General features: G+C 35.1%; 10 protein-coding genes and 1 pseudogene. 9 read left to right on the plus strand and 2 right to left on the minus strand.

Going from position 1 to position 11659, the window contains the following annotated elements; all coding sequences use genetic code 11:
* The 5 genes and pseudogenes from L1967_RS17375 to L1967_RS17395 form a co-directional block, all read left to right on the plus strand.
* Positions 1-105: pseudogene (locus tag L1967_RS17375) on the plus strand (IS1595 family transposase); the annotation flags it as partial.
* A gap of 209 nt (positions 106-314) precedes the next feature.
* Positions 315-2045 (plus strand): 2-succinyl-5-enolpyruvyl-6-hydroxy-3-cyclohexene-1-carboxylic-acid synthase, encoded by a 1731-nt coding sequence (gene menD / locus L1967_RS17380; protein ID WP_249602775.1) that lies wholly within the window; start codon positions 315-317, stop codon positions 2043-2045.
* A gap of 5 nt (positions 2046-2050) precedes the next feature.
* Positions 2051-2965: an AraC family transcriptional regulator gene (locus tag L1967_RS17385; RefSeq protein ID WP_249602776.1), complete on the plus strand. Its 915-nt coding sequence runs from the start codon at positions 2051-2053 to the stop codon at positions 2963-2965.
* 121 nt (positions 2966-3086) lie between these two features.
* Complete coding sequence (locus L1967_RS17390) at positions 3087-3431, plus strand: DUF2853 family protein (RefSeq protein ID WP_249602777.1); 345 nt, start codon at positions 3087-3089, stop codon at positions 3429-3431.
* A 104-nt stretch (positions 3432-3535) separates the two neighbouring features.
* Positions 3536-4369, plus strand: coding sequence for a CvfB family protein (locus L1967_RS17395; protein ID WP_249602778.1), 834 nt, complete (start codon positions 3536-3538; stop codon positions 4367-4369).
* Positions 4370-4378: 9 nt separating this feature from the next.
* Here the strand turns inward: L1967_RS17395 and L1967_RS17400 are convergent, their stop codons facing one another.
* Positions 4379-4882 (minus strand): hypothetical protein, encoded by a 504-nt coding sequence (locus L1967_RS17400; RefSeq protein ID WP_249602779.1) that lies wholly within the window; start codon positions 4880-4882, stop codon positions 4379-4381.
* A 516-nt stretch (positions 4883-5398) separates the two neighbouring features.
* Here L1967_RS17400 and L1967_RS17405 point away from each other — a divergent pair.
* The 4 genes from L1967_RS17405 (at position 5399) to L1967_RS17420 (ending at position 9926) form a co-directional block, all read left to right on the plus strand.
* Entirely contained in the window at positions 5399-5806 is a 408-nt protein-coding gene (locus L1967_RS17405; protein ID WP_249602780.1) for a DUF2059 domain-containing protein, read from the plus strand.
* 1246 nt (positions 5807-7052) lie between these two features.
* Complete coding sequence (locus tag L1967_RS17410) at positions 7053-7892, plus strand: 1,4-dihydroxy-2-naphthoyl-CoA synthase (RefSeq protein WP_249602812.1); 840 nt, start codon at positions 7053-7055, stop codon at positions 7890-7892.
* On the plus strand, positions 7880-8404 hold the full coding sequence (locus tag L1967_RS17415; protein WP_249602781.1) for a PH domain-containing protein: 525 nt from the start codon (positions 7880-7882) through the stop codon (positions 8402-8404). Before L1967_RS17410 ends, L1967_RS17415 begins: the two co-directional genes overlap by 13 nt.
* The gene (locus L1967_RS17420; RefSeq protein WP_249602782.1) at positions 8397-9926 is read left to right on the plus strand and encodes a PH domain-containing protein; all 1530 of its coding nucleotides are present in this window, start codon (positions 8397-8399) and stop codon (positions 9924-9926) included. Before L1967_RS17415 ends, L1967_RS17420 begins: the two co-directional genes overlap by 8 nt.
* 7 nt (positions 9927-9933) lie before the next feature.
* On the opposite strand, the gene L1967_RS17425 is transcribed toward L1967_RS17420, so the two are convergent.
* Positions 9934-11598 (minus strand): KAP family NTPase, encoded by a 1665-nt coding sequence (locus tag L1967_RS17425; RefSeq protein WP_249602783.1) that lies wholly within the window; start codon positions 11596-11598, stop codon positions 9934-9936.
* Positions 11599-11659 lie beyond the last annotated feature (61 nt).

Below are 11659 nucleotides of genomic sequence, written 5' to 3' on the forward strand. Positions count from 1 at the left end.
CTACAGTTATACCTGAATGAATTTATCTACAAACTCAACAGAAGATATTTCGGAGAAAAACTCTTCGATAGGCTCGTTATAGCAGGAATTACAGGTTATGACTAATTGCGGATAATCAATAAATAAATAAACCTCACAGGTTTTTAAAACCTGTGAGGTTTTTTGGTTAAGTTTTCTTCTCACCAAAATTCCGTTAAATACTTTTTAAAGCAGTCATGGAAGTCTGTAGTAAATCGTAATTTTGGGGTATAATTTTAATATGCGGTAGATTTTTAAACTCCCCCAAAAGTTTCCGCTCGCAAAACATAAACTTTGTGAAGTATTCTAAAATACCAGTAGCACGCAATGTGGTTTCACTCTGCGTTTCAAAAAATATAAATCACGTAGTCATTTCTCCCGGTTCGCGTAATGCCCCTTTAACTATTGGTTTTACGCATCATCCAGAGATTAAGTCTTACAGTATTGTAGATGAGCGTTGCGCGGCTTTTGTAGCCTTGGGTATGGCTCAGCAATTACAACAACCGGTAGCACTGGTATGTAGTTCGGGTTCCGCTTTGCTGAATTATTATCCGGCAATTTCAGAGGCATTTTATAGTGATATTCCGCTTGTGGTTATTTCCGCAGATCGCCCTATTGAGCGTATCGATATTGGGGATGGGCAAACCATAAGGCAAAAAAATGTGTATGAGAATCACATTCTGTATTCCGCTAATTTATACTCTGAACTGGTTTTAGAATCTGAAGCAATCGATAAAAAATTGCAGCAAAAGCAATGGGAAGCGCAAAAGCATAATGAGCGTGAAATTAATTTAGCGCTAAATAAAGCAATAGAAGAAAAAGGTCCGGTGCATATTAATGTACCGTTTTATGAACCGCTTTATGATACGGTGGAAAATATTGAGGTACATCCCATTGAAATTCTTCCTGAAATTACCAAAAGACATTACGCTAAAGAAGAACTTTTGCCTTATGCGGAAATTTGGAATAAAGCCAGGCGGAAAATGGTGATCGTAGGTGTAGCGCAACCCAATGTGGTAGAGCAAAAATTCCTGGAAAAACTGGCAAAAGACGATTCGGTGATCGTGTTTACCGAAACTACTTCAAACTTACATCACGACGATTTTTTTACCAGGATCGATACGATGATCGGGCCGATTGAAAAAGACGAAAAGATGCAGGCGCTTTTTGAAGCATTAAGGCCTGATATTTTGCTGACGTTTGGAGGAATGATCGTTTCAAAAAAAATAAAAGCTTTTCTACGTAATTATAATCCTAAACATCATTGGCATATCGACGCCAAAAAAGCGTATAATACGTTCTTTTGCCTGAATAAGCACTTTGAAACTTCAGTGAACGATTTCTTTACTGAGTTTTTTCCGCTAACTACGAAAATCGATAGTGATTATAGCGAATTTTGGAAAAATGTACGTCAAAAACGTCAGGTAAGGCATGATGCGTATATGGATGAGATTCCGTATTCAGATTTAAAAGCAATGCAATTACTGGTGCCAAAAGTACCCGATAATTACATTCTACAACTGGCAAATAGCTCGACCATTCGCTATGCGCAATTGTTTAAATGGAACTCGTCTTTACGAATTTTCTGTAACCGTGGTACCAGCGGAATCGACGGAAGTATTTCTACCGCAGCAGGATCGGCGATGGCCAGTAATGATCCTGTATTGATGCTCACGGGAGATCTGAGTTTCTTTTATGATAGTAATGCTCTTTGGAATAAATATTTACCGGCTAATTTCAGAATAATTATAATCAATAATTCTGGTGGCGGAATTTTTAGAATTTTACCGGGGAACAAGAATAGTGAAAATTTCGATACTTTTTTTGAAACCATTCACGATCTTAAAGCAAAACAACTGGCAAAAATGTATGATTTTGGATATGAAGCTGTATCTTCTGAAACTGAAATTAGTGATGCTTTACATACATTTTTTGAAGCTTCAGAACGTCCCAAGATTTTAGAGATTTTCACTCCGCGTAAAATAAATGATCAGGTGCTTTTAGAGTATTTTAGTTATATGAAATAAAAGCGATGTTTCAGGAAGAGGAATTACAGGCCGATTATAATAACAGAATTACCCGGGTTTTTGAATTTATAGATGACAATTTAGAAACCAATTTGTCCTTGCAAAAACTTGCTGAAATTGCCTGTTTTTCTCCTTTTCATTTTCATCGAATATTCAAATTTATAACAGGAGAGCGGCTTAACGAATATGTAAAACGCCGGCGTATCGAAAAATCGGCGCTGGAGCTGTTGCATACCCATGATACCACAACAGCAATAGCCCATAAATTTGGTTTTAGCGATAATTCGTCCTTTTCTAAAGCGTTTAAAAAGTATTATTCGGTAAGTCCCACGGAATTCAAAAAATTAAATCCACATCGACATAGCAAGATCCGACAACTGAAAAGCAAAAACGGACAAGATTATCCTGACGTCGAGAAATATATTTGCAGTATTACGAATCTAAAAAAATGGATAACTATGAATGCAAATGTTCAGATTAAAGAAATTCCTACGATGCAATTGGCTTATGTTTCTTGCTTAGGCCCTCAAAATCTTCAGGAGGCTTATGGGAAATTAGTTCGTTGGGCAACTCCGCAAAGTTTATTGAACGAAGAGGTTAAAATGCTAACTATTTACCATGATAGTTTTAAGGTCACAATACCAGAAAAAGTAAGAATGAGTGCGGCAATGATGATTAATCCACCGGTAGAAATAGCTGGAGAAATCAGGCTGACTTCAATAACACCGGGAAAAAGTATTGTCGCTAACTTTACGATAGGGATAGACGAATTTGAAAAATCCTGGACGGGTTTATTTTTATGGATGAACGAAAACGGATTTAAAAAAGCCGATAAAAATCCTTTTGAAATTTATCATAATAATTTCAATGACCATCCACAAAAAAAGGCGATTGTAGATTTTTGTATTCCTGTGGAATAAAATAGCTACTATCTTGCACTAAATCAGATATTTTAATATAAAAATAAGTTCTTCTTAAGAAGGTGTTAGCGGTTTTTTCGAAGGTGAATTGGTATATTGTAATTAACCAAAAAACAAAATTATGAGTACCAAGACAGATGAACGTGTAGGGAAATACATTCAGGATTTTAAAGAAAAGATAGGGGAAGAGCCTGACGTTGGCCTTATTAGAAAAATAACCGAATATTTAGGTCCGGTGGTTTTTAGAGATGATGCCGAAACTGTTGCTTCGAGCAGTGAAAGCGAGCTGGAAACCGTAAAATCTAACTTTTTGATAAAAAAACTTGGCTTACCAAACGATAGCAAACTGGATGTTGGCCTAAATGCGATGTTGGAAAAATATGGTAAATCGAACCGAAATAAATACAGGGTAATCGTATATTACCTGCTTACCAAATATTTTAATAAAGAGTCTGTATTTGCCTAATCTCGCAGATTAGTCAGGATTGAATCCGTTTTCTATATTTAGGAAGCGGATTCTTTTTTATTCCCCTGAAATTATAAACTATCTTTGTGTTCTAAATTTATATTATGCTGAATATTGGCGAAAATCATCGTTTAATTATTGATCGTGAAACCGAACCTGGTTTATTTCTTAAAAATGCTGAAGGAGATGAGGTGTTATTGCCTAATAAATACATTCCTGAAAATTTTAAATTAGAAGATGAAATCGAGGTTTTTGTGTATCTGGATCACTCAGAGCGTCCGGTGGCGACAACTTTAGAGCCTTATGTAAAACTAGATGAATTCGCCTTTTTAGAATGTGTAGAGACCACTGATTTTGGTGCTTTTTTAGATTGGGGATTAGAGAAGCATTTATTCGTTCCGTTTAAGGAACAGGTTTATCCCATGCAAAAAGGGCATCATTATTTAATTTTTTGCTATTTAGATGAAGACACTAACCGATTGGTCGCTTCAAGTAAAGTACATGCATTTTTAGATAATTCAGACTTAACCATAAAACCATTTGAAGAAGTCGATCTTATTATAAGTAATAAAACAGATCTTGGCTATAATGTGATCATTAATGAAATTCATCTTGGTTTGGTATATAATGATGATGTTTTTCAGCCTATAGAAATTGGCGATCGTATTAAAGGATTTATAAAAAAGACCAGAAAAGACGGGAAAATCGATGTTACTTTACAGCGTCCCGGATATCGAAGTATCGAGCCTAATGCCCAGGCGATTTTGGATGAATTACAAAAACAAAACGGTTTTTTAAATATTACTGACAAGTCTTCACCAGATCAAATAAAAGCCGTACTTAAAATGAGCAAAAAAAGCTTTAAGCGCGCTGCAGGAAATCTTTATAAACAGCGCCAAATTGATATAAAAGAAGACGGTATTTATTTAAAACAGTAAAAGAAGTTTTTAGTAATAATAGCGGTTACTACGGCGATAAGGATAAGGCGTGGTATAGAAATTATTCATCTGACTATTGTACAGGGAATTATGGTATCGATGAAATGGATTACTGCTGAAGTTATTATTATTAAAGTTATTAATACCGTTATTTAATTGATCTTGTTGATTATTACCGGTAAGCTGAATGGCTTTTTCTTCTCTAGGAGCAGTTTGTGGTAAATTGATGCTGGCAAGGCGTTTCGCTTTAGCCAGTTCGCGCTGGCGATTCTCTTCTCGAATTACACCAACCATATCGAATTCTTCACGTTCATTTTGTACTCCTATAAACCTTCCGCTAGGTAAATTAGGATCGTATACCAAAAACTGATTAGGTTTTAAATCGGTTAATACGGGAGCCAAAAATTTATCAGGATCCAGTTGAAGATGAACAGTTTTGGCCGCAGGAATTTCCTGGGCAAATAATCCTGTACTTAAAGTAAAAAGAAAAAGGATGCTAAGAAGATTTTTCATTTAACTGGGACGTTTCCAAAACTGTTTCAAAAATTATGCTAAACTTAAAACACACAGAGGAAAATTCAAAATTATAAATTAAATTTTTGGTTATCCGTGATTAGTAATAATTTGTTGTTTTCATCATTCCGTTTCGATAGCTATCGAAATTGATCCGGAATTTTATACTATACTGAAAAACAAAATCTTGAAGATAACAATAGCTTATTATGATTCATTCCATACATTCAATTTAAATTTTTAAAGAAAACCGATATTGGCGATTTTTAGTATGTTTTTATTAGAAGGTTTTAAAATTAAAGAGTCCTTTGCTTTAGTTGAAATATTCAGGTTGTGATCATACGCAAATCATCCATTCATAACATCTTTAAAAGAAAACTCGCAAATCTAAGAAGAAGAATAATGCTACAAAGTTATAACCGTAAATGAGGTATAATTATTAAAATACCGTCCCAAAACAGCAAATTTTAAAAAATAAGGCTACTTTAGTCGAAAATATAAACACCAAACCTAATCATGAAAAAATTAGTTTTTATCCTATTTGTAATTTTAGGAACCAGTGCTTTTGCACAGGAAACAGAAGGAGATTCTTTTCAGAAAAAAGCAGTAAAATTAATCGAATTAACTTCAGGACAGCAGTTCGAAATTATTAGTGAACCTATTGTAAATCAGATTCCTGAAGAAAATCGAGAAGCATTTAAAAAAGATCTTAAAGAAAGCCTTAAAGGACTTTATGTGAAACTAGCCGAAATTTATCGAGAAGAATTTACAGAAGCCGAGATAGATGAAATCCTTGCTTTTTATGATACACCGGTAGGGAAGAAAATGGTTGCTACCACACCAAAAGTAATGGAAAAAGCAATGACTGTAGGTCAACAATGGGGAATGGAACTCCAATCAATTATGGCCAAATATATGCAGTAAGCTATAATTTAAGAGTAGCGAAAAACCTGGTTGAGAAGCCGGGTTTTTTTGTACATGAGTTTTAAAGTTGGAAAGTGGTGGGTGAATATGAGTGTTTTATGCGGGATTCAAGAGGCAAGACTCAAGAATCAGGAAAAATAGACTAAAAAAATATTTTAAATGCTAAATGTTGCGAATGTCATTTCGATCTTGCCTTGCCGGAAGGCAGGTGAAGCGCAGCGAAATAGAGAAATCTATTGCTTCAATTCAAAAAAGATTTCTGTTTCATTACATTATGCTCAAATTGCTGGTAGAATTTCAGGTTAAAAAATTCCATGTTTAAAGTTTGAAAAAAGCTTTATTTTGAATGCTGAATTGTATATCCGTAATATCTCACAGTGAGGTTTGGTCACCCTGAACCAGCCCGTCCGGCAGGCGGGCTTGATTAAGGGGCTAATTATAGTTGATTTTTCAATACAGTATGAGATTCTGGATCAAGTCCAGAATGACGAAAACAACGAATTATTACCAATTACGGATAACCAAATTGGTTTCAATTTAACAGATTAAATTAAGAATAACGCAATTGTGAGTTCTATTTAGAGGAAGCTAAGCGCTGATAGCTGAAAGCCGATGGCTTATAAAGAATCAAGAATCAAGAATCAAGAGTCAAGAACCAAGAAAATAGAGAAATAGACTAAAAAAATATTTTAAATACTAAATATTGAGAATGTCATTTCGATCTTGCCTTGCCGGCTCTTAGGTTTGTAAAATGATTTTATTTTAAATGCTGAATTGTATATCCGTAATATCTCACAGTGAGGTTTGGTCAACCTGAACCTGCCTGTCCGCCAGGCGGGCTTGATTAAGGGGCTAATTATAGTTGATTTTTCAATACAGTATGAGATTCTGGATCAAGTCCAGAATGACGAAAACAACGAATTATTACCAATTACGGATAACCAAATTGGTTTCAATTTAACAGATTAAATTAAGAATAACGCAATTGTGAGTTCTATTTAGAGGAAGCTAAGCGCTGATAGCTGAAAGCCGATGGCTTATAAAGAATCAAGAAACTAGAACCAAGAAAATAGAGAATGTACTAAAAAAACATTTTAAATACTAAATATTGAGAATGTCATTTCGATCTTGCCTTGCCGGAAGGCAGGTGAAGCGCAGCGAAACAGAGAAGTCTATTGCTTCAATCCACATTTTCCCTTTACAAACTCCTCGCAATACCTTATTTTTACTTCATAAAATTTACGATATGGAAAAAGCCGACTGGAAAACAGTTAAAGAATACGACGATATCACTTATAAAAAAAGTAATGGTGTAGCGAGGATTGCATTTAATAGGCCAGAGGTGCGTAATGCATTTCGACCAAAAACAACCAGCGAATTATTAGATGCTTTTCGTGATGCGCACGAGGATACTTCTATTGGGGTAGTTTTGCTTTCTGCCGAGGGGCCTTCACCAAAAGATGGGGTATATTCTTTTTGTAGTGGTGGCGACCAAAAAGCCAGAGGGCATCAGGGTTATGTAGGTGAAGATGGTTACCACCGACTGAATATTTTAGAAGTTCAGCGGTTAATCCGTTTTATGCCAAAAGCGGTTATCTGCGTGGTGCCGGGCTGGGCTGTAGGTGGCGGTCATAGTTTACACGTGGTTTGTGATATTACTTTAGCCAGTAAAGAACATGCCATTTTTAAACAAACCGATGCCGATGTGACCAGTTTTGATGCTGGTTATGGATCGGCTTATTTAGCAAAAATGGTAGGGCAGAAGAAAGCACGGGAGATTTTCTTTTTAGGCCGAAATTACTCTGCGCAGGAAGCTTACGAAATGGGAATGGTGAATGCTGTTATTCCGCATGCAGAATTAGAAGATACTGCCTACGAATGGGCACAGGAAATTCTCGCAAAATCACCAACGTCTATAAAAATGTTGAAATTTGCCATGAACTTAACCGACGACGGAATGGTAGGACAGCAGGTTTTTGCCGGTGAAGCTACTCGATTAGCCTATATGACCGATGAAGCCAAAGAAGGACGTAATGCCTTCCTGGAAAAAAGAAAGCCAAATTTCGAGAAAAAATGGATTCCGTAGAGACACCATTCAGCAATAATACGATCGATATTGCTACCCTGCCAGATTTTGAGCAGTTAGCATTACAACCGGTTCGTAAAAACTTATTAACCAAACATCTGCTGCAAACAGGTGTTTGGTTTTTACTGGTTATTGCTTTTGGTGTTTTTATGTATTCTCAGGAAGAAATTTTAATCGGAAGCTTAATAAGCGGATCTTTGCTTCTGTTTTTAATGTTTCTTGTTTTCGATTTCATTAAGAAGCAGCCACGTTATGGTTATGCTATAAGAGAGAAAGATCTTATTTATAAACGCGGATTTTTAGTGAGTAAAACGACCGTGGTTTCCTTCAACAGGATTCAGCATGTCTCTATAAACCGCAGTGTTTTTGATAAGTGGCTTAATTTATCGACACTCAAAATTTTTACGGCAGGCGGGAGTGGTAGTGATGTTAAAATTTCCGGTCTGGAACCACAAATTGCCGAAAAGCTTAAAGAAGCCTTAGCAGGTAAAATTGCTAACGAAGATGTCTAAAGCCTTTAGTATACCGCAACGGCAATCTGCCATAGGAATTCTGCTAATTTTCACTTCTACACTTTATAAATTTGTAAGAGGGTTTTGGGCTGCCTTAGCCTATTTTGTGTTTAAACGGCCCGATGGGGAAGCATTGCTTTATATTAGTTTGGGCGTTTTTGTGCTCTTTATTTTAATCGCGATATATAGCTATGTTGATTATCGTAAATTCCTTTTTCATATCGATTATGAGGCCGAAGAATTTATACTGAAAAAAGGAGTCTTTAATTCAGATTTTGTATCTATTCCTTTTGATAAAATTCAGCAGGTAAATTTTAAACGCGGAATCCTACAGCGTATCGCCGGAGTTTACAGTCTGGTTATCGATACCGCCGGAAGCAAGCAAAAAGAAGTAGAAATTAAAGCCGTAAATACGGAAGAAGCCAATCAACTTGCCGATATTTTAAATAGGCTGAAGGATGGTAAACTTACTGATGCCGAAACTTCAGAAGGGGTAATTGATCCAGAACTCACAACTGAAAGTGCTCCCGAAGAAAAATGGACGTACAGGCTAAGTCTGGCAACGTTAATAAAAACCGGTTTAAGCAGTAATTTTTTTAGAGGTTTTGGTCTTATTTTCGTCTTTATTTCCACGATTTTTAATGAACTCAATCAGTTTTTTAAAGAAGAAACCTCCCAGTGGGAAAGCCAGTTTACTGAAAGTGTAGGCGGAATTGCAACGAGCTCGATATTTTTGATTTCCACGTTTGTTATTTTACTACTGGTGCTTAGTATTTTTATTACTACGGCCGAGGTTTTTATTAAATACTTCAATCTTAAGCTTACGCAAACCAAAAGCAGTTTAGACCTGCAAATGGGCTTGCGTACCAATACCCGGGTTTCTCTAAAACCAATTCGTGTTCAGATTTTAAAGATCATCACCAATCCTATTCAACGGCGTTTAAATTTATATAAAGCCGGTTTATGGGTTGCCAGTAGCGAAGAGAGTAACAATAAAAATGTTATTCAGGTTCCGGGGTTAGAAAAAGAAACCGTTCAGCATATCAAATCATTTTTATACCAGTCTGCCGAAACCGAATCGGGTACTACTTTTAAACCACATTGGGTCGAGTTGTCACGACGATTAATTATTGGAGCGATTCCGGTGGTCATTACAGCAGTGCTACAATACTTTACCCATTTTATCGAATTTGGATGGTGGGTTTTAGTCACTTCAATTTATGTACTGCTTTATGCGATTTTTCAATTCAGGATCTATAATTCTATGTATTTAAGAATAGGAGAGGTGTTTATTACAAAATCCTATGCCGGCTGGGACGAGACCATTGAAATTGTTGAAATCTATAAATTACAGGGGATTACGGTAAAACAACCTTTATGGTATAAAAGCAGAAATCTGGTACATATCGTATTTCATAATGCCGCCGGGGATATTACATTTAGAGCGGTGGATAAAGCAATTTTAGAGAAAATAAATTACTGCCTGTATTCGATAGAGCGAACCAATAAAGCCTGGATGTAACATAATATTAAAAATCTAATTTAGTCTGATCACTGCTATTTTTTCCACTGAAATCATTTCTGCTTTTTAGTTGATTTTTTTTCTTTTTTTCTTCAAACTCTTCAATATCTATATCCCTATTGAATATCAATTTATTTCTTCTTAACTTCTCTTTTTGACTGTCTTTCCAAAAATCTAACATTTCTACATCTCTTCTTGCTCTTTCACCTGTGTATTGACTTACGTCTAATAAAAGAGCTCGATAAATTTTACCTGGTGTTTTGCTTACAGTTACTCTTGATTTTATTTGATGTAACAGTCTTAAGTCCACTAACTCCTTTATTAATTCATCTTGATATGAAGTATCTTCTTGATCAACTAAGAAAATATTCATTTTGGAGATGTCTAAGCAGAATTTTTTAATATCACTAAAGGCATTTTCCAATTCTTCTCTATCTTCAGGTGTATCTCTTTGAAATTCTTCCTTCTTGACATCACCATAGTTGCCGGCTGCAATATTAGCATCTTCAGCTCCAATTCTATTTCCTCTATGATGCTCACCTTTCGATCTTTTAATTCTTTCTCTAGCTTCATCTATAGATCTTCTAAATAAACCTAAAAAATCTCTCGTCACACCTCCACTAGAAAGTACTAATCTATCTAAACCACCATCTGTAATTATTTCATTTAGAGAAGGAGAATTTTCATCCTGAATATATCTCTTTAAAATTTCACTAAGGAATTCTTTGGTTGTAGAAAATTTTTCGAGGGTTAAGTCTAAATTAATTTCATCTGCATCATCGCCAATTTTCATTCCAATTGGTTGCGGTGAATGAGTATACCAAGTAGTTCGATTTCTAATTGTAGCTATCTTTATCCAGAGATTATTTCCTTTGGCTATTTTATGGAAGTAGTCTATAAGATCAGCTTGATCTTTTCTATTTATGTGGTATAAGTCATCCAGAAATAGGTAGCTGTCTTTTTTACTTATATTATTAAGCTTCGTAAAAAGTGATTTGTAATCTAAAATTTTTCTTAGGAGATAATCTTTCTTACTCCTTCGGAATTCTTCTTGTATTTCTGTATTTTTTGTTTCTGCTAATGCCTCATTAATGGCAGTTTCTGCATTTAATATTGGATTATTAGCACTTGCTTTTACTGCTAATTCTAGCTTATTAGTAGCCTCTTCTATAAGCGTTTTCTTTAAATTTGCTTGATCAGATAAATGTAATTGTTCAATTAGTTCTTTAATCTCTTTTTTAATTTTAATATTTAATTCCTCTAAATCTTTAGTTTTTTCTAAATAGCGTTTTTTTAACCCTAAAGTATACCAGATTTTTATGCCTTTATCTTTACTAATTTCGTTTTCTAGCCAGTTTGAAAATTTACTCATGGTAGCTAAGAGGACACTTATAATTATATCGGGATAATGATGTCCTTTAAAAGGTTCTAGATCAACAAATGCTACTGGATTACCTTTTTCTTTTAGTTCGTAACTGGCTTTATATATTAGGCTGCTTTTTCCGGATCCTCTTCTTCCGAAAATTATATGATGCCATTTTGATAGAGCCCTGCGAAGCGTTCCTTCGGCAGGCTCGATAAATCTATCTCTATTACCTTTATTAGCTCTTGTTCCCTCTTCAACAATTGTAGCTAGATCATTTACTTTAGGATTAAATAAAGGTATTTCCATCTCACTAATTTCAATTATTTAAATATAGTAACTCTTTTGAATAAAATCATTAAAAAAACAA

This window comes from Zunongwangia pacifica (genome assembly GCF_023499215.1).
Taxonomy (GTDB): Bacteria; Bacteroidota; Bacteroidia; order Flavobacteriales; family Flavobacteriaceae; genus Zunongwangia; species Zunongwangia pacifica.

Bases quoted from the DNA above. Each gene is read 5' to 3' on its own strand.
- L1967_RS17415 (WP_249602781.1), top strand. From the start codon at position 7,880: ATGGATTCCGTAGAGACACCATTCAGCAATAATACGATCGATATTGCT.
- L1967_RS17420 (WP_249602782.1), top strand. From the start codon at position 8,397: ATGTCTAAAGCCTTTAGTATACCGCAACGGCAATCTGCCATAGGAATT.
- L1967_RS17395 (WP_249602778.1), top strand. From the start codon at position 3,536: ATGCTGAATATTGGCGAAAATCATCGTTTAATTATTGATCGTGAAACC.
- L1967_RS17390 (WP_249602777.1), top strand. From the start codon at position 3,087: ATGAGTACCAAGACAGATGAACGTGTAGGGAAATACATTCAGGATTTT.
- L1967_RS17405 (WP_249602780.1), top strand. From the start codon at position 5,399: ATGAAAAAATTAGTTTTTATCCTATTTGTAATTTTAGGAACCAGTGCT.
- L1967_RS17400 (WP_249602779.1), bottom strand. From the start codon at position 4,882: ATGAAAAATCTTCTTAGCATCCTTTTTCTTTTTACTTTAAGTACAGGA.
- L1967_RS17385 (WP_249602776.1), top strand. From the start codon at position 2,051: ATGTTTCAGGAAGAGGAATTACAGGCCGATTATAATAACAGAATTACC.
- L1967_RS17410 (WP_249602812.1), top strand. From the start codon at position 7,053: ATGGAAAAAGCCGACTGGAAAACAGTTAAAGAATACGACGATATCACT.
- L1967_RS17425 (WP_249602783.1), bottom strand. From the start codon at position 11,598: ATGGAAATACCTTTATTTAATCCTAAAGTAAATGATCTAGCTACAATT.